Source organism: Sphingomonas sp. GW821-FHT04B01 (genome assembly GCF_059420425.1).
In genome coordinates this window covers 153,111-170,953 of sequence record NZ_JBWKTR010000008.1, presented here as the reverse complement: position 1 = coordinate 170,953, position 17,843 = coordinate 153,111, and the positions used below count along the sequence as shown (strand labels likewise).

Here is a 17,843-nt window from a genome sequence, read left to right as displayed (position 1 = left end):
GGCCTCATCGGGTTGGGGGTTAGCGGACATGGCTGTTGCGACTCATCTGTTCGCTATATGTTCCAGAATTGTTGACGAAGGGTCAAGGCGTTACGGGAGGGATTCGGTGAACCGAAACGGGATCGACGCTGCCGAGGCCGCAGCTCGAACGGGGTCAGCGCGCGCGGACTACGACCATGTCGGGCGTCGCCTGCGCACGCTCGAGCAATGCGCGCTGTACAAGCGGACGTTGCGTCTGACCTGCCCGCGCTGCGGTCATGTCCGGGTGCTGGATGCGGTATGCCTGTGGTGGATGTTCAACCGCCGCGGCTGGGACGATGGCCTGCCCGCCGTTGCAGCCCGCCTGTGCTGCGCCGGCTGCCGTGCGCAGAAGGCAACGGCGCGACCGCGCGTTACGGTCGGCCGCGAACCTCCGACCGGCGCGCCGCTGCCCTATCCGGACGAGGCGACGTGGAAGAAGCTTGTCTCGCGCCATCGCTCGTGATCGAAGACGAAGATGTGCAATCTCTATAACTTGAAGGTCGATCCGCGCGGCTATTTCGATGCGCTCGCCGCGGTCGACGATGCCGCCAACGTGCTCGGGATAGAGAAGGACTATGCCGCCCCCGGCAAGCCCGGCTATGTCGTGCGCTACGAAGATGGCCGGCGGGTGCTGAGCACGATGCGCTGGGGCTTCCCGACGCGGAAACCCCGCAAGCGTGCCGCGCGCGAGGGGGAACTGCCGTTCCTCTACGACTGGTGGACCAACGCCCGCAATCTGCACAACAATTTGTGGAAGCCCTGGCTGCTGCGGACCGAGCATCGCTGCCTCGTGCCCTTTACCCGCTTCGCCGAACCCAAGGCTGTCTCCGACCGGCAGGGGCCGGGCGACACCAACTGGTGGTTCACCGTCGAGGACCAGCCGGTGCCGTGCTTCGCCGGCCTGTGGAAGGTCGATGCCGACCACGACCGCGTCTATGCCTTCTGCACTACCGAGCCCAATCCGCTCGTCGCGCTCAAACACCCGAAGGCGATGCCGGTGATCCTGCTCGCCGAGGATCAGGAGCGCTGGCTGACCTCGCCGGTCGAGGAGGCGTTGACGATGCTCACTGCCTACCCCTCACAGCTAATGGGTGTCGCCTGACCAATGGCCCGCAATCGCTATATGACGGCTCGCCAAGCGATCAGCGGCTGCATGTGCGACTATCCGTTGATGGTAATGCCGCTTGGCAATGATGCAATGATGCGGGTGATTATACTGGTGGCACGTTGCGTCAACGGCACTGCGTGGTTCCAACCAAAATCATTGCGCTTGGAGTAAACAAGGCAGGCTCAACTCCACAATTGAATGAGTTGCGAATTTCGGTCCTTCACCGCCACGAAGCCGAGTAATCGACGCTCGTCCTTCGTCTACCAGCCGATACGATGATTTGTCATGTGGCAGAGCCGCTACCCAGTGGCTGTCGTCACGGTACGGCACGATAAAGGCGAAGTGATCACCCTTGGCGTAGGCCGTGCGATAACGAGTTGCGAACGGTATCCTAGTGGAACCGGCACGCAAGGCGACACTAAGCGGTAGATCGAAGCGGTCGGCCATGATCACGCAGAGGTCACGAACTTGGAACGAGTCAATGCCGCCGACGGCCGGGTCGCCTTTAAGAATGCGCAGGTCACATCCGGGCACCCGAAACAGGCATTCGACTGCCTCATCAAAAAGATCCTGCATATCATCGCAGTTTAACGGTGGACACGCAATCTCTCGGAAAGAATGAACAGCGTTGATAGCGGCGTAAAAACCACATAGTCCATCGTGAGGGCTTTGCTTAAAATAGTTCACAGCGGCGTCACCCTTCTTTAAACGGAAACAGCCCGGGTGAACTAATCACCCGGGCTGTCGCATTGTTGTTTCACGATAAATCTTAGTTGCGTTGAGCTGCCTCAATCAGTCCAACTTGATTCTGGCTGAGCATTATTGAGGTGTTTGACACGGCTTAAGAGGCCGCGGCGGGTATGGCGTGCTCTGTTGAAGCTATTTGCGGGCTTTCGGGCGGTATGGTTCTCAACAGGCATCGGTTCCCCCGTGAAGGTGAGGGCGGGTGCTGAAGCGTTGATCACTGGTACGGGTGGCACAATGGTCGGCACAGGCCGTGCGGATCCGCCATCACAGCGATACGGAAGGTAATGCTTGCTGCCGTGGTCTTGCCGCAACCGCTGCCAAAAGGCCCATACATCCAGTTCAGTCGGTACGCTGATCGGGCAGGTGCGAGCGCGATGCCATTTAGTGACTTCGGCTCGGAGGGTCTGCCGAACCTCGCTGCCATCGCCCACACCGAACATCACGTTCATCAAATCGACTTGCGATTGCCCTTCGAATAGCCGCACTGCGAACTCATTGCGATAGCCCTTGATGGTCTCCATCATCAGAAACTTCCCAAGCTTGTGCTTGTTGGGCATCAAGTTTTTGGCACTGGGGCGTTGCTTCATCAGGTAATGCGCGACCCGTGCAATGTCGCCAGGAGCTATGACACTGATGTGGACTGGATCGGCGCCTAGCGTACAACTCCAAGCAGGAGATGCACACAGGGCGGCGGAAGACTGGTTGTGATTTAAAGGCCTATCGGTCCAGGCGATTGCATGGGCGCCCAACAGCAACGATCGGCCGGCACCACCGCGGGGGTAATTGATGACGGGATGAACCTCGAGCATGACGAACGCGTGCAGATCCAAGCTGGCGATGGCTCGGCGGACCTTTTCGATCGTTTGCTGAATAGACAAATATGGCACGCGATCAGAGGTGTAGCCGGAGTCATCGCAGAAGCTCAGCATGTAATAGGTGCGACCCGCCGGCGCATTGGTCTGATGGGAGGTCATAATTGAGGCCAGCCCCTTCGAAGCATGGTACCGCGCCCGAAGGTCGGACCACAGGAGCTGCTCTGCTCGATGGCGTTCGCCCATCAATCCGAGTGCAATCGCATGGTCGTCGCTGCTAAGCTTCCACAGCCGGCAGTAGCGACTAATTTTTTTGGCACTTTCTATAAATTCGCTTCGCGTTCTACGTTGGGGGTCGGGTTCATTAGGAAGAATTTTCTTGGGCATGAGCGTGGCCTAAAGGGACGCATCTAGTCCTCCGCGCACATCGTTTGACATGCACGGGGGCTAAATGGGTTATGTGGGTGTGTATTGCTAAGGGGCGTAGTGAGATTGACGTTCAGCTAGCCCGGCATACGTCACTTCGGTGAAGTGGGCCTCTTGTTTAGCGTAATTTACCTAGGGCTTGTACACTTGCTATCGTGACGAGGTTTCGCCGTCCGATTTTTACGGTTTTCAGCTGACCGCAGTTGATCAAATCGTACGTTTTTGTGCGACCAATCCCGAGCGACGCCGCCGCGTCGTTCACCGAAATCATGATTTTCTCCATAGTAGCCTCCTTCCGTCGCAGGATTGCTGACGGGTGAGGACGATTATGAGCGATCAAAAGAATAAGTCGGCTGAAAACATTTTTGCAAAAAACCCGAGCTTTTACAGTGGGTTGCGCTTTCTGAGGGCGTCGCGGATCGCGGTAGCGCGCAATCTGATTTCTGATGTTGAGGGCCCCTCTCCGGGGCCAAGCTTTCGAGAGAACGAATCGGACATCCAGCGCTGCAGCGCCGCCAGCCCTCCCCGGGCAAAGAGATTAAGTGGCTCCGCGCCTCGCATTCCCAATATGTCGGGATTACCTATCAGGCCATCTGCATCGGCGATGGCTACCAATTCGACGAGTAAAGACTCCCAGTCCCACTTCGGCGTGCTCTTCGTCTTATTCTTTTTGGCAGAAGAAGGAACGTGAGAAAGAAATCGTCTAAATTTTGCAACGTCAAGAAGGTCATCTTCTAAAAAACTGACTCCAATCATTCTCCATCGAATAGGTAGGGGGTCATTCGCGTAGGTGATGCAAAAATCACCATCATGCCAAATCCATCTTTTTAAATCTGCTTCCCAATCTATACTTTTAGACCAAACATCTGAAATGGTTACGTCGTTTCGTGTAGGGAGAAGTGTTTTTTGTGGCGTGTAGAGATCTATAAGGCGAACAGCCTGACTTGTACTATATGTATGAACAGCTGGGGTGGCATCTATGTAGTTATAGAATTTTTCTGCTCGAGCTTCAATTTCAAGACTTTTGGCCCTCTCGGCAATAAGTCATTTCGCGACGTCTTCTGAAAAATATCTTTCTAGGCGAAGCATAGCCTCATAGGCGGTAATCCGTGGACCGTTTCTGTCGCGTTTTTTCAAGAAACCTCTCACACCAAGGATGCGTTTCAATCAGCAGATTGCAGGTAGTCGGCCCAAGCATTCATCACCTCGCGTCTTCGATCAAGCGCATTTCCACGGCGATAAGCTCGTTCGGCTTTGTTTTGAATTGTGTGGGCTAGAGCCTGCTCGATTATCTCACGAGGAAAGTTGGTTTGGTCGCCAGCCCAGTCTCGGAAAGTAGAACGGAACCCGTGAGTTGTAACGTGGCCAAAGCCCATTCGACGGAGTAACATTGCCATCGCCATGTTGGAACGTTGCGCGCCGTTGATCGAGAATACTAGATCGGTAGCCTTGAAACTTTGCGGAATTAAGCTTTTCAAAACATCGATCGCAGCGGGGGAGAGCGGGACGACGTGTTCTTGTGCCGCTTTCATACGCGTCGCCGGGACGGTCCACGTCGCGACATCTGGGTCAAATTCGGCCCACGTAGCTCCTAGTGCCTCGCCACTTCTGGCTGCAGTAAGGATAGTGAACTCGAGGCATCTTGCAGCAGTCGCTGTCCTGACTTTTAGTTGAGAGAAGAATGCGGGAGCTTCGGAATAAGGGAGCGCTGCATGATGTCCCGTGGGACCTTTGATTGGCTTGGTAGCACAAGCGCCAAGTGCCCTCGCCAAGCCGCAGGGTTCACGGAATCAGAAGGTCGTAAGCCGCGAACTTTTGCCGCATCTAATACCTTTTCGATCCGCCCCCGAACGCGCTTTGCGGTTTCGGCTTTGGTCAGCCAAATCGGTCGTAGAACGGCGAGAAGTGCGTCGGTATCAACGGCCTCAATAGGCAGCGGGTTGAGGGCGAAGGCATGATCGCGAAGGCTGTTGCGCCATTGTTTGCGATGCACCTCGCTTTTCCATCCGTCTTCGACCGTGCTGATATATTCGTCAGCGAAGGCGCCAAACGTGACAGGCTTCTCACTGTCCGCGGGAGCCACACGCTTGGCGGATGCCAGTACGCCGCGTGGGTCGCGACCCACCGCCACCGCTTCTCGCATGTCGTTTGCTATCTTCCTCGCCATTGCGAGCGTGAGGGCCAATGCGGAGCCCAGTCCAAGCTCGGTTCGCTTACCGGCATTCACATACATAAAAGCCCACGATCGGGCACCGGACGAGGAGATGCGAAGGTACAACCCCCCTCCGTCAGCATGCCGGCCGGGGGTTTTGAGTGCAGCCACCTCGCGGACGGTAAGCCTATTCATTCCTCGTGCCATGATACCGCCTCTAATGTGTTGCCCACTCCGTCCCCACTTTTTTGCCCACTTGTCGTACGGCTGTCAGCGAGCAGCGGTGAATAAGTACGAACGATCAACCTGCGGTCCTCACCCTTAGCTGGCTGTGAGGAGACCATTATTGCACATCGGCGACCTTTCGCGAACGATGGAGCAGCGGTGGCTCTAAGGACTCCGTCTCCGCCAGCCGGTCTGCTCTGACAGCGATCGTATCGCCCTCCGGGCCGAGGCGTCTGATTTGCGGGCTATCTTCGGCAGCAGCGATAGCGTGATGCAGCGGATGCTTGCCCGACGCTGTTGTGGAGCGTGTGGGCTTTCAGCACGCCGGACCTACCATTTCGTCCGCAGCGTCAGCCCGTAGGTGCGTGGGTCGCCCAGCGTGCCGGTGATCGCGCCGGTATTCGCCGCCGACCGTGACAGGAAATAGGCCGCGTCGGTGATGTTGCGGCCCCAGAGCTGGATGTCGAACCGGCCGTCGAGCGCGCGGATGCCGAAGCGGACGTTGACGAGACCATAGCTCGGGATGGTCGAATAGCGGCTGAGGCTCGCGCTGGTGTTGGTGCTGCTGCGATAGCTGTAATCCGATCCCAGATAGAGTTCGGTGTCATGGCCTTCGGTCGGTGCGATCGGCACCTTCACCTCGCCGCCCGTCGACGCCGCCCATTTCGAGACGCCGGGCAGGCGGCGGCCGCTGAGATCGCAGATCGTCTGGCCGGTGATCTCGATCGGGCAGGGCGCGTTGGCATAAGAGACATAGCGCGCATCGTCATAGGTGCCCGAAGCATAGGCCGACAGCCAGCTCGCCGGTGCGATGCGCACGTCGCCCTCGAAACCACGGGTGCGGACCTTGGCGGCGTTGGTGAAGAAGCTGACGCCGTTGCGCTCGATGTCGACGATCGTCGTCTGATAATCCTTCACGTCGGTCCAGAAAGCGGCGGCATTGGCGGTGACGCGACCGCCCGCCCAAGCCGTCTTCAGCCCGGCCTCGTAGCTGTCGATCGTCTCGGGGCGGATCACCGGATTGGCGGCGAACTGGCCGGTGGTGGTGATGTTCGCCAGATTGAGGCCGCCGAATTTGTTGCCGCGCGCGTAGGTGACATAAGCGAGTACCGGGCTGGCGACCTTCCACGACAGCGTTGCCTGACCCGACAGACGCCCTGCCTCGGTCGATGCCGCATAGGCATTGGCGACACCGTAGCGTGCCCGGATCGTCTGTGCCGCCGCCTGTTGCGCCGGCGTCAGCGCGGCCAGCGAGGCGCCGGTCGCGCGCTGGTCGAAATAACCCGACTTCGTCTCATAGGTATAGCGCAGTCCGGTGGTCAGATCGACCGCGCCCGTGACGTGCCAAGTCGTCTGCGCGAACGCCGCATAGCTGTCGGTGACCGGTCGCGAGTGGCTGACGACGTCATAGCCGTTGAGCGCGGCGGCGCCGACCGCGGCATTGGTGGTCGGCGCGAGGAACCAGTCCGCCGCGCGGCTGCCGTACAGATTGACCGCCTCCGCTGCGATCGACTGATAGAGATAATAGAGACCCGCGACGTAATCGATCCGGCGGTCGCGGTTCGAGGCGATGCGTAATTCCTCGCTGACCTGCTTCTGGTTGTTGCTCTGATGGAAATCGGCGCCGGCGTCGAGCGACGTGCTGTCGCCGTCATTGTGCGGATACCAGTTCCAGGCGCGATATGCGGTGACCGAGGTCAGCGTCGCGTCGCCGAGATCGAAATCGGCGGTGACGTTGATGCCGTGCTGGTTCATCTTGTAACGCGGATCGGCATTGGCGTCGGTGGTGCGCGCCGCAATGTCGGTCGACACCGGCGAATAGCCGAGCCGGGCGGCGCGGTCGTAGTAATTGTTCGCGAAGACCGTGCCATTGTCATAGGTGCGGATCGCACCGAGCAGGATGCTGCCGGCGGTGAACGAGGATTGCCGTCCCCAATCGGCGATCAGGCGCAGCTTGACGCGGTCGGTCGGCTGGAACAGCAATTGACCGCGCAGATTGAGGTCGTGGAAGTCCTGGCCATAGCGGCCGTCGAAGCGGTTGAAGGTGAACCCGTCGCGATCGGTCTTCGACAGGAACAGCCGCCCCGCCAGCGTATCGGTCAGAGGCCCTGCGATATAGGCGTGGACCTGGCGAAAGTCGTAATTGCCCAGCGATGCGTCGCCGCCGGCCTCGAGATCGAAGGTCGGCGCTTTGGTGGCGACGACGATCGCGCCGGCCGACGTGTTCTTGCCGAACAACGTGCCCTGCGGGCCGCGCAACACCTCGATCCGATCGAGATCGGCAAGATCGAAGACGGTCTGCCCGGGCCGCGCGAGATAGACGCCGTCGAGATAGACGCCCACCGCCGGTTCGAGCCCGTCGTTATAGACCGCGACATTGTTGCCCAGCCCGCGGATGTTGATGCTGGTGTTGCGCGGATTGGTGTTGGTGACGACCAGACTGGGGGTGAGCTGCTGGAGGTCGCGCAAGTTGTAGGTGCGGGTCGCCTCGATCTGCGCGGCGCCGAACGCGTTGATGGCGATCGGCACGTCCTGGCTGCGTTCCGGTCGCCGGCGCGCGGTGACGAGGATGTCGCCGGTCGCACCGCTGCCCGCTTCGTCGTCCTGTCGTTCGGTGTCCGGTGTGGCGGCTTGCTGCTGCGCGAAGACGGGAGCGGCGGTCAGTACGGCACTGGCGAGAAGGAAGGACCGGACGAAGGGCGTGGACATGGGGCGGCTGTGCTTTCGTGGCGCTGGCGCGGCGGCTGCCGCATCCCCTTTGGGTAGAAAGATCACCGGCTGTAACGAAAAGCATGAATCCCCATCGGCTTGGTAGGAAATCTTTATTGAGGCTTCGGGGGCGGTGGCTATGCGTGCGTGGACCATCGCAAGGGAGCAAGCATGACCGTCAGACAGATCCTCGCAGCGACGTCGGCGTTGGTCGCGGTGGCGGGCGCCGCGCCCGGCGTTGCGGCCGGGCAGGCCACGTCCGCTGCCGTGTCGCCGGCCCCGGCGGCGCAGCGCCAGCCCAACTTCCTCGTCATCGTCGCGGATGATCTCGGCTGGTCGGATCTCGGCGCGTTCGGCGGCGAGATCCAGACGCCCAATCTCGATACATTGGCGCTGTCGGGCGTGCGCTTCACCGGCTTCCATACCGCGCCGACCTGTTCGCCGACGCGATCGATGCTGATGAGCGGCGTCGACAATCACGAGGCGGGGCTCGGTACGATGGCCGAGTTGCTCGGCGATGCGACGCGCGGGCGGCCGGGATATGAAGGCTATCTCAACGACCGCGTCGCCTCGATCGCCGAATTGTTGCACGCCGGCGGCTATGTGACGGTGATGGCGGGGAAATGGCATCTCGGGCTGACCCCCGAGCGCGAACCCGCCGCGCGCGGATTCGAACATAGCTTCGCCCTGCTCCAGGGGCTGTCGAACCATTTCGGCGAGGATCAGAACGCCGCCTGGGCCGCCGCCGGCTATGCGCCGAGTTATCGCGACGACGGCAAGCCGGCGGCGCTGCCGAAGGGCAGCTATTCGGCGGATTATTTTGCAGATCGGTTGATCGGCTATCTCGACGGTGCGGCGCGGGCCGGCGATGCGCGCCCGTTCTTCGCCTATCTGCCGTTCACGACGCCGCACTGGCCGCTGCAGGCGCCGGCGGAGACGATCGCCAAATACAAGGGACGGTACGACGCGGGCTATGAGGCGTTGCGTGACGCGCGGCTCGCACGCCAGAAGCAGCTCGGCCTCGTGCCCGCCGATGCCGTCGCGCATGCGAAGGAAAAGGTGCCCGCCTGGTCGTCGCTCGGCGCCGAGGGGAAGGCGATCGAGGCGCGGAAGATGGAAGTCTATGCGGCGATGGTCGACCGGATGGATCAGAACGTCGGCCGGGTGATCGCTGCGCTCAAGCGGCTCGGCCGCTATGACGATACGATCATCCTGTTCTTCGCCGACAATGGTCCCGAGGGCAATGTCATCGAGGCGCCGAGCCCGCGGTTCAAACCGGCGACGCCCGGCGCAGCCGCGGCCGACGCCCCGAAGCAGCCCGAACCTGCATTGGGCATCGACAACAGTCTCGCCAATATCGGCAGGGGCAGCAGCTACGTCGGCTACGGACCGGGCTGGGCGCAGGCCAATTCGACGCCGTCGTGGCTGGTCAAGGGCTATCCGACCGAGGGCGGCATCCGGGTCAGCGCGTTCGCGGCGGGACGCGGTGTCAAGGGCGGCGGCCGCATCGCCAACGCCAATCTCGACGTCCGCGACGTCGCGCCGACGCTGCTCGATTATGCGGGGCTGCGCCAGCCGCAGCACTTCGCCGGCCATCCGATTCTGCCGCACGAGGGGCACAGCCTGCGCCCGGTGCTCGCCGCGGAGGCGGCCAGCGTGCGCACCGCGCAGGAGCCCGTCGGCTACGAATTGTTCTTCCGGCGCGCGCTGCGCAAGGGCGACTGGAAGGCAGTCTACCTGCCGGCGGGTACCAACCGGTATACGCGGCAGGGGGTGAGTACGGGACGCTGGCAGCTCTTCAACGTCGCCGCCGATCCCGGCGAGACCAGGGATCTCGCGGTGGCGGAGCCGGGCAGATTGACCGAGCTGGTCGCCGCTTATGATGCCTATGCCAAGGCGAAGGGGGTGGTGCCGTTGCCCGCGGCGGAAACCGCCGCCGCTCCGGCGGCGCGGCCGTGACGCGCGGGGGTGCGCTGCTGCTGGCGCTGGTCGCGCTGACCGGGATCGGCGCGCGTGCGCCGGCGGTGACGGCGCGCTGCCTGACCGGGGACGCCCGCGTCTTCATCCCGGCGGGTGCGGTCCTGCTCGGCGAGGATGGCGACGGGCGGCCGGGGCAGGCGACCCCGGTCGCCGCCTTCTGGATCGATGCGCATGAGGTGACCAACCGCCAGTTCGCCGCCTTCGTCGCGGCGACCGGCTATCGCACCCGCGCCGAGCGCGACGGCGCGTCCGCGCTGTTCGTGTCACCGGCGCAGCCGGTGTCGCTCGACGACGCATCGCGCTGGTGGCGGTTCGTCAAGGGCGCCGACTGGCGGCATCCGCAGGGGCCGGGCAGCGACCTGTCGGGCAAGGCGGACGAGCCGGTCGTCCATGTCGACCGCGACGATGCGGTCGCTTATGCCGGTTGGGCCGGCGGCGCGCTGCCGACCACCGAGCAATGGGAACGCGCCGCGCGGGGCCGTCAATATGCCGGTCGCGCGCCGATGGATTGGGCGTTCCCCGGCGGCAAGCCGCGCGCGAACGTGTGGGAAGGCGTCTTTCCGGTCCGCGATACCGCGGACGACGGCTATGCCGGCCTCGCCCCGGTCGGATGTTTCGACGCCAACGACTTCGGCGTGTACGACATGGTCGGCAACGTATGGGAATGGGTCGCCGGGCAGGATGCCGTCGGACTGGTGAAAGGCGGCAGTTTCCTGTGCGCGGTCAATTACTGCGCGAATTTCCGCCCGGCGGCCTATCAGGCGCAGGAGCATGATCTACCGACATCGCATATCGGCTTCCGCATCGCGTATCGGAGTGAGCGGGCATTCTGAATACTGACGTGAAGGGGCGATATATGCCGACCCAAAAGTCGTCGGTTTGATCGCCTAAGCCGCGTCTCGCAGCGTCTGCAGCACGGTATGGATCACCGCCTTCTCACTACCCGCTGCCGCCGTCTCCAATTGCTCCTCGAGTTCTGCCGCACGTACGCCGAGGTCCTTTTGCCCGAACATCGCAGCGGAGCCCGCCAGCTTGTGGAGCAGTCCGGCAAGCTGCTTGACCCCCTCGTCATCCACCCGATCGTCGTCGTCGAGCCGCTTGGCGAAGGCGAGCAGTTCCGCCATGCGCGCGTCGAAGCGCGCTTGCAGCGCCGGACTGATCTTGAACGTCGGCGTGACGAGGACCTTGGCGGGCACGGAGCGCGTCCATTTCTGGACGGCGCGAGTGAGGATCGCCAGATCGAGCGGCTTGGCGAGATGATCCTGCATCCCGGCGTCGAGGCATGCGGCGACGTCGTCGGCATAGGCATTTGCGGTCAGCGCCACGATCGGTAGTCGATCGGCGGTGATCCCCGCGGACCGTATCGCCCTGGCGGCGTCCAGCCCGTCCATGACGGGCATCTGCACATCCATCAGCAGCAGATCGAAGCGCGCATCGGCGGCGGTCGCCGCCTGTACGGCGCGCAGACCGTTGTCGACGATGACGCAGTCGTGGCCGAGCCGCGACAGCATCGCCTTCATCAGGACCTGATTGACGTCGTGATCTTCGGCGAGAAGGATGCGGAGCGGGCGCTGCTCGGTCGTTCGGGCGGCGATCGGCATCGCTTCCCGCTCGTCGGATTGCGTTGGCAGCAGCGGCAGGCGAAGCGTGAACGTCGTGCCGATCCCCTCGTCGCTGGTCAGTTCCAGGCTGCCGCTCATCAACGCCGCGAGCTGCTTGCTGATCGCCAGGCCGAGACCGGTCCCGCCGAACCGCTTCGCCGTGGAATGTTCGGCCTGGGTGAACTGGTCGAATACCGCAGCCTGCCGATGCGCGGGAATGCCGATGCCGGTATCCTCCACGGCGACCTCGAACATCGGCCGCCCCTGTCCCTCGACACCGTATGCGCGCAGGCACACGCTGCCTGCCGGCGTGAATTTCACCGCGTTCGCCAGCAGGTTCAGCGTGACCTGGCGTAACCGCAGGCCATCGAGCAGCACGCAGACCGGCAGCGCATCGTCGATCTCGACATCGAGCTGAAGACCTTTCTGGGAGGCGGCGGGCTGTACGAGCTTGATGCAGTTGCGCAGGGCATGGCGCAGATCGATGGGCTCGGGTGAGATCTGCATTTGCCCTGCCTCGATCTTGGAGAGATCGAGAATGTCGTTGAGCAGCCGCATCATCGCCTTGGCGGAGTCGACGATCAACTGCGCCTGATGGCGTTGCTCCGTCGATATCTCGCTGTTGAGCAGCAGGTCGGCGAAGCCGAGAACACCGTTCATCGGCGTTCGTATCTCGTGACTCATATTGGCGAGGAAGCTCGACTTGGCGCGGACGGCGGCTTCCGCATGCTCGCGCGCCGCCTCCAGTTCGGCTTCGAGGCGCTTGCGCTCGGTGACGTCGCGCAGCGACGTGATGATCTCGCGTGGTTCGCCGGTCGCGGGATCGCGGACGAGGCCGGAATGCGCCTCGATCCATAGCTCGTAGGCGGGCGTATCGATCCGCTTCGCGCGGTAGGCACGCACGCCGCGATCGACGGTGCCGGTGACGAGCGCGCTATGGAACGACTGCATTTCCGCGCGATCGTCGGGATGAACCGAGGCGCCGAGCCGCTGCCCGACCAGCACGCTGGCCTTGATCCCGAACAGCTGCTCGACCGATGGCGACGCGTAGATGCAGCGGCCTTTGAGGTCGACGCGCAGCACGGCATCGGTGGCGTTCTGCGCGAGGAGCGACAATTCCGACTCGGCCATCTGACGACGCAGGATGTCTGCCTCGAGCCGCTCGTTCACGATGCGCAAGGCGTTAAGCCGCCTCCAGCGGTCGTGGTAGACGAGCACGGCGAGCAGCACGATGAGCAAGCCGCTGACCATCAGCCCCGCCTGGATCGGTGCGCGGAAATTTTCGGCGTGCTTCAGCCGGATGGCGAGCAGGCGCCGCTCTTCCGCACTGATGCGCTTGATCAGGTCGATCAGGGCGGCGGTCGCCACATGGCTCTCGGGGCTCGCCATGATCCTGGCCGCGTCGCTCGCCTTGCCCTGCCGGGTCAAGGCGATGGTCTCGCCGATGTCCTTCAGCCTGGTGTTGGCGATCTTGGCGAACGCCTCGACCCGCGCATGCTGATCAGGATTGTCGTTCGTCGATCGGCGAAGCGTCGCCAATTGCCGCGGCACCTTGCGCGAGATTTCGGCGAGCGTGTCGCCGGCCTGCGCGTCGCCGAGGACGAGGGCACGCCGATACACTTCCGCCCGCAGCAGGTCGACGCGGACGTCGGACAGATGCTCCTTGACGACATAGGTATGGCGAACCCAGGCGTCGGCCTTCTGCTTCTCATGGACCAGCCAGAGCCCGGAACCCGCACAGCAGATCAGCAGGACGAGCGCGACGACGAGCGCGACCTGCGACCTGATCCTCTCCGTGTACATGCCCGCGCCTCCCGTGAGACGTCGTCTCTATGGCGGGATTGGTTAAGGCCTTGTTGAACCATTGCTTCTTAATGATGGACGCGCGGGTTCAGGGTGGCGCGTCACTTTGAACCCCCAATGTCGAAACCTGGAGCGAGACACGAATGGCCCGGATTATCATCGCCGACGACGACGAGATCGTCGGTGAAATCGCCCGCGATGCGCTCATCTCGGCCGGCCACGGCGCCGGGCTCGTCCTCGATGGTGGCGAAGCGCTCAAGATCATCAAAGCGAGAAAGCCCGATCTGGTGATCCTCGATTGCAACATGCCGGGGCTGGCGGGCGTCTTGCTGGTGCAGGAGCTGCGCAAGAGCGCTGCCTTCGCCGATCTGCCCGTCATGATGCTCACCGGGCGTCAGGGCCAGCGCGACGAGGAGCTCGCGCGCTTCGCAGGCGCCAACGATTATATGAAGAAGCCGTTTGACCCCGACGAACTGGTGTTCCGGGTCGAGCAGCTTCTTGCCAAGGCATAGGACCCGGGCTCGGATTCTCCATGTCGGAAATGACGAACGTGTCGCCACGCGGGCACGACGGGTCTCATCGCGGTTCGCCACGTCACGACGTGTCTTTCATGCCCGCTAAGCTTCGGGGCCATATGGCGTTTGCCGTGATACGGACGGTCTCGTGCCATCCATTGACACAAATCGCGCACATGCGCAGGGCCGGATCATGACTTCGCGCCTCTCCTGCAACGTATCGCTGACGCCCGAGCTGAAGAGCTTCATTTCGAGCAGTTTGGCCACGGGCGATTATGCCAACGTCAGCGAAGTCGTCAGGGCGGGCCTTCGCGCCCTGCGCGATGGCCAGGGGCCGATCGCTCGACCTGCGATACAGGGTTGGCCGGTGGCCGGAGGTGAGTGCGGGACGCTGATCCGCAATCGCGATTGGAGCCGTACCACGCTTGGCGCGCCCGAAGGTTGGCCGCACGAGATGCGCGCGACCATCTCCAACCTCGTCAATTCGCCGATCGCAAAGGTCCTGATGTGGGGACCAGATCACATCATGTTCTACAACGATGCCTATCGGGAGATCGCCGGTGATCGGCACCCGCTCGCGCTCGGTACGCCGGTGGCGGAGGCCTTCCCCGAGGTTTGGGACTGGAATGGCCCGGTGCTGGCCGCCGTCCTCAAGGGCGAAACGCAGTCCTATCTCGATCAGCCGATCGTCTTCGAGCGTCCCGGTGGCACACAGACACTGATGCTCGGCCTGTTCTACACCCCCGTGTACGATGCCGATGGCACGCCCGGCGGGGTGCTCTGCACGATCATCGACAACAGTGCGCGCGTCGCCACCGAACGCAAGCTGGCGGCGAGCGAGGCCGAACTGCGCCGCATCGCGGACGCGGTGCCGATGTTGGTATCCTACGTCGATCGCGAGCATGTCTACCGCTTCGCCAATGCCGACTATGAGGCCTGGTTCGGCATCGCTCCCGAAGCGATGATCGGCAAGCACGTCCGGGAGGTGATCGGCGAGGAGGCGTATCGTTCGCGCGCGGCAGACCTCGATCGGTCTCTGGCGGGCCATGCGGTGATCGCCGAAACGGTGCTTCATCACCGTGACCTCGGCCCGCGCCAGACCGAGATCCGCTACGTGCCCCACGTTGGCGACAACGATACGACGGTCGGCGTCTACATCCTCGGCATCGACGTCAGTGACCGCGCCGAGCGCGAGCTGGAGATCAAGGCCAGCAACAGCCGGTTCCGCACTGCCATGGAAGCGGTTCACGGCGTGCTCTGGACGAACAGCGCCGACGGTCGCATGGTCGGCGAACAACCCGGCTGGAGCGCGCTGACCGGGCAGAGTCCGGATCAATATCAGGGCTTCGGCTGGGCATCGGCCGTCCACCCAGACGACTCGGCAGGGACGGTCATCGCCTGGAACCAGGCGGTGACGACCCGCAGCATGTTTGTGCACGAGCATCGGGTGTGCCGCTACGATGGCGAATGGCGGACCTTCGCCATTCGGGCATTGCCCATTCTCGATGGTGCCGGCGAGATCAGGGAGTGGGTGGGAGTCCACACCGACATCTCGCACCAGCGCGCAGCGGAGGCGAGCCTGCGGGAGCATGCGGAGAGTCTGGCACGCCAGGTCCGGCATCGCGAGCGCGCCGAGGATCAGCTTCGGCAACTCAACGAAACGCTCGAAAGCCGCGTCATCGATGAGATCGCGGAACGCCGCCAGGCAGAGGTCAAGCTCGCCCAGGCGCAGAAGATGGAGACCGTCGGCAAGCTGACGGGCGGCGTCGCGCACGACTTCAACAATCTGCTCCAGGTCGTCGGCGGCAATCTCCAGCTGCTCATGCGGGATGTGGCGGGCAACGAGCGTGCCGAAAAGCGCGTCGCAAACGCGATGGCCGGCGTTGCGCGCGGCGCGAAGCTCGCGGCCCAACTGCTCGCCTTCGGCCGCCGTCAGGCACTCGAGCCCAAGGTCGTCAACGTCACTCGCTTCGTGCAGGGGATGGACGACATGCTGCGTCGCGCGATCGGTGAGGCGATCGAAGTGGAGACCGTCTTCTCCGGCGGGCTGTGGAACACCTTCATCGATCCCGCGCAGATCGAGAACGCGCTGCTCAACCTTGCGATCAACGCACGCGATGCGATGGAAGGCCGCGGCAAGCTGACCATCGAATTGGCCAATGCTCACCTCGACGACGCCTATGCGCGCTCCCACGACGAAGTAACGCCGGGCCAATATGTCATGCTGGCGGTCAGCGATACGGGGTCGGGCATGTCGCCCGAGATCATCGCCAAGGTGTTCGAGCCGTTCTTCTCGACGAAGGCCGAGGGCAAGGGGTCGGGCCTCGGCCTTTCCATGGTCTATGGCTTCGTCAAGCAGTCGGGCGGCCACGTGAAGATCTACTCGGAAGTCGGCGAGGGCACCACGATCCGGCTCTATCTGCCGCGGGCGACCGAGGTCGAAGACGTCGAGGTCGTCAGCGATGCAGGACCGATCACGGGCGGCACGGAAACGGTATTGGTGGTGGAGGACGACGAAGAGGTTCGCGCCACCGTCGTCGAGATGCTGACCGATCTCGGCTACCGGGTCCTCAAGGCACCGGAAGCGACGAGCGCGCTCGCGGTCATCGAGAGCGGGGTTGCGATCGACATGCTCTTCACCGACGTGGTCATGCCGGGGCCGCTGAAGAGCCCGGAACTCGCCCGCAAGGCGCGCCAGCGCCTGCCCGACCTCGCCGTGCTGTTCACCAGTGGATATACCGAGAATTCGATCGTGCACGGCGGCAAACTCGACAAGGGTGTCGAACTGCTGTCCAAGCCATATACCCGCGATGCGTTGGCTCGGAAGTTTCGCCATGTGCTGGCCAATCAGCGCCAGCGGGGGCAGGCGTCTATCCCGACGGCTGCCGTTCCCGAGCTCGTCACCGCCTGCTCGGCACCGATCGCCTCGACGCCGACGCTACGTCGGACGGCGCTGCTGGTCGAAGACGACGACCTGATCCGCGGGAACACCGGCGAGATGCTGGAGCAGGCCGGCTTCGTCGTGGTAGAAGCCGCCAGCGCCGAGGAGGCGTTGATGGCGCTGCAGACCGCCCCCGTCGACGTGCTCGTGACCGACCTCAATCTCCCGGGAGCGTCCGGGCGTGAGCTCGCCGAAAAGGCCCGCGCATTGCGCCCCGACGCTACCGTCGTGTTCGCGACCGGCGATCCCGGAGCGGTTGCCAACGAGATCGACTGTGTCGTTCTGGCCAAGCCGTACAACGCCGAAGCGTTGATCGCGGCCATCGCCACCCACCCCGGCACTGAGCCTGCCGCGAGCGCCCTCACGGACATGGCCGCTCGCTGATGTGCCTGATGCCCGGGTGTTCCCCGACTTTGAACGCTCGTCCATCTTCGCAAGCGATCGGCTGGTCCCCATGTCATTGGCACCTGCCGCCTTTCCCAAAGGCCTCTTCTAAGACGGTTTGAGCCGGTTGGCGCGGCTCACCTGAATCCCCTCTTTCGCCCATCCCGCCCGTGATTTGCATATGTCCTTCGATGGGCCGGGTTGAGGCATTGCCGCGGGCAGGTCAGCGAAGAATTTGATACAATAGACGTCCCGGCGCTGATCATACTGCGCCTTATAGTCGTCCGTTATGGTCGTGATCCGGCGTGGCATAGCCGCGGCGCCGGTCGATAGCGATGCGATCAGCGTGACCGCCGCAAAAGCCTTGCTCGTGTTGGTCGGTATCATATCCGGCCCCCCGTAAACGCCCGCCACCAGTC

Annotated in this window: 15 protein-coding genes; 6 read left to right on the top strand and 9 right to left on the bottom strand. The window is 62.9% G+C overall.

What is annotated here, in order from left to right; all coding sequences use genetic code 11:
• Positions 1-106: 106 nt before the first annotated feature.
• Both AC07UH_RS17575 and AC07UH_RS17570 read left to right on the top strand, forming a co-directional pair.
• Positions 107-484 (top strand): hypothetical protein, encoded by a 378-nt coding sequence (locus AC07UH_RS17575; protein ID WP_495181199.1) that lies wholly within the window; start codon positions 107-109, stop codon positions 482-484.
• Positions 485-496: 12 nt separating this feature from the next.
• Positions 497-1,123 carry an SOS response-associated peptidase family protein gene (locus tag AC07UH_RS17570; protein WP_495181200.1) on the top strand — a complete coding sequence of 209 codons (627 nt, stop codon included), beginning with the start codon at positions 497-499 and terminating at the stop codon, positions 1,121-1,123.
• Positions 1,124-1,282: 159 nt separating this feature from the next.
• Here the strand turns inward: AC07UH_RS17570 and AC07UH_RS17565 are convergent, their stop codons facing one another.
• From AC07UH_RS17565 to AC07UH_RS17535, 7 genes are all read right to left on the bottom strand, one after another.
• Positions 1,283-1,816, bottom strand: coding sequence for a hypothetical protein (locus AC07UH_RS17565; protein WP_495181201.1), 534 nt, complete (start codon positions 1,814-1,816; stop codon positions 1,283-1,285).
• Between the two features lie 101 nt (positions 1,817-1,917).
• Positions 1,918-3,075, bottom strand: coding sequence for a hypothetical protein (locus tag AC07UH_RS17560; RefSeq protein ID WP_495181202.1), 1,158 nt, complete (start codon positions 3,073-3,075; stop codon positions 1,918-1,920).
• Between the two features lie 157 nt (positions 3,076-3,232).
• Positions 3,233-3,385, bottom strand: a complete 153-nt coding sequence (locus AC07UH_RS17555; protein ID WP_495189927.1) for a helix-turn-helix domain-containing protein — start codon at positions 3,383-3,385, stop codon at positions 3,233-3,235.
• Between the two features lie 113 nt (positions 3,386-3,498).
• A complete protein-coding gene (locus AC07UH_RS17550) occupies positions 3,499-3,870 on the bottom strand; it encodes a hypothetical protein (protein ID WP_495181204.1) in 372 nt (123 codons plus the stop codon).
• Between the two features lie 407 nt (positions 3,871-4,277).
• Positions 4,278-4,886 carry a tyrosine-type recombinase/integrase gene (locus tag AC07UH_RS17545; protein ID WP_495181205.1) on the bottom strand — a complete coding sequence of 203 codons (609 nt, stop codon included), beginning with the start codon at positions 4,884-4,886 and terminating at the stop codon, positions 4,278-4,280.
• The gene (locus AC07UH_RS17540) at positions 4,781-5,461 is read right to left on the bottom strand and encodes a tyrosine-type recombinase/integrase (RefSeq protein ID WP_495189924.1); all 681 of its coding nucleotides are present in this window, start codon (positions 5,459-5,461) and stop codon (positions 4,781-4,783) included. The genes AC07UH_RS17545 and AC07UH_RS17540 overlap by 106 nt, the downstream gene beginning before the upstream one ends.
• 360 nt (positions 5,462-5,821) lie before the next feature.
• Positions 5,822-8,200, bottom strand: coding sequence for a TonB-dependent receptor (locus tag AC07UH_RS17535; RefSeq protein ID WP_495181207.1), 2,379 nt, complete (start codon positions 8,198-8,200; stop codon positions 5,822-5,824).
• A 171-nt stretch (positions 8,201-8,371) separates the two neighbouring features.
• Between AC07UH_RS17535 and AC07UH_RS17530 the strand changes: the two genes are divergently transcribed.
• Positions 8,372-10,159: an arylsulfatase gene (locus AC07UH_RS17530; RefSeq protein WP_495181208.1), complete on the top strand. Its 1,788-nt coding sequence runs from the start codon at positions 8,372-8,374 to the stop codon at positions 10,157-10,159.
• A complete protein-coding gene (locus AC07UH_RS17525) occupies positions 10,156-11,013 on the top strand; it encodes an SUMF1/EgtB/PvdO family nonheme iron enzyme (RefSeq protein ID WP_495181209.1) in 858 nt (285 codons plus the stop codon). The genes AC07UH_RS17530 and AC07UH_RS17525 overlap by 4 nt, the downstream gene beginning before the upstream one ends.
• A gap of 54 nt (positions 11,014-11,067) precedes the next feature.
• Here the strand turns inward: AC07UH_RS17525 and AC07UH_RS17520 are convergent, their stop codons facing one another.
• Positions 11,068-13,584, bottom strand: coding sequence for an ATP-binding protein (locus tag AC07UH_RS17520; RefSeq protein ID WP_495181210.1), 2,517 nt, complete (start codon positions 13,582-13,584; stop codon positions 11,068-11,070).
• A 143-nt stretch (positions 13,585-13,727) separates the two neighbouring features.
• Here AC07UH_RS17520 and AC07UH_RS17515 point away from each other — a divergent pair, with 143 nt between their 5' ends.
• Positions 13,728-14,096 carry a response regulator gene (locus AC07UH_RS17515; protein WP_038665254.1) on the top strand — a complete coding sequence of 123 codons (369 nt, stop codon included), beginning with the start codon at positions 13,728-13,730 and terminating at the stop codon, positions 14,094-14,096.
• Positions 14,097-14,292: 196 nt separating this feature from the next.
• Positions 14,293-17,424 (top strand): hybrid sensor histidine kinase/response regulator, encoded by a 3,132-nt coding sequence (locus AC07UH_RS17510; protein WP_495181211.1) that lies wholly within the window; start codon positions 14,293-14,295, stop codon positions 17,422-17,424.
• Positions 17,425-17,532: 108 nt separating this feature from the next.
• On the opposite strand, the gene AC07UH_RS17505 is transcribed toward AC07UH_RS17510, so the two are convergent.
• Positions 17,533-17,811: a hypothetical protein gene (locus tag AC07UH_RS17505; protein WP_495181212.1), complete on the bottom strand. Its 279-nt coding sequence runs from the start codon at positions 17,809-17,811 to the stop codon at positions 17,533-17,535.
• Positions 17,812-17,843: the final 32 nt, after the last annotated feature.

Coding starts and splice junctions, on each gene's coding strand:
- AC07UH_RS17570 (WP_495181200.1), top strand. CDS start 497: ATGTGCAATCTCTATAACTTGAAGGTCGATCCGCGCGGCTATTTCGAT.
- AC07UH_RS17560 (WP_495181202.1), bottom strand. CDS start 3,075: ATGCCCAAGAAAATTCTTCCTAATGAACCCGACCCCCAACGTAGAACG.
- AC07UH_RS17555 (WP_495189927.1), bottom strand. CDS start 3,385: ATGATTTCGGTGAACGACGCGGCGGCGTCGCTCGGGATTGGTCGCACA.
- AC07UH_RS17550 (WP_495181204.1), bottom strand. CDS start 3,870: ATGATTGGAGTCAGTTTTTTAGAAGATGACCTTCTTGACGTTGCAAAA.
- AC07UH_RS17540 (WP_495189924.1), bottom strand. CDS start 5,461: ATGAATAGGCTTACCGTCCGCGAGGTGGCTGCACTCAAAACCCCCGGC.
- AC07UH_RS17535 (WP_495181207.1), bottom strand. CDS start 8,200: ATGTCCACGCCCTTCGTCCGGTCCTTCCTTCTCGCCAGTGCCGTACTG.
- AC07UH_RS17530 (WP_495181208.1), top strand. CDS start 8,372: ATGACCGTCAGACAGATCCTCGCAGCGACGTCGGCGTTGGTCGCGGTG.
- AC07UH_RS17520 (WP_495181210.1), bottom strand. CDS start 13,584: ATGTACACGGAGAGGATCAGGTCGCAGGTCGCGCTCGTCGTCGCGCTC.
- AC07UH_RS17515 (WP_038665254.1), top strand. CDS start 13,728: ATGGCCCGGATTATCATCGCCGACGACGACGAGATCGTCGGTGAAATC.
- AC07UH_RS17510 (WP_495181211.1), top strand. CDS start 14,293: ATGACTTCGCGCCTCTCCTGCAACGTATCGCTGACGCCCGAGCTGAAG.
- AC07UH_RS17505 (WP_495181212.1), bottom strand. CDS start 17,811: ATGATACCGACCAACACGAGCAAGGCTTTTGCGGCGGTCACGCTGATC.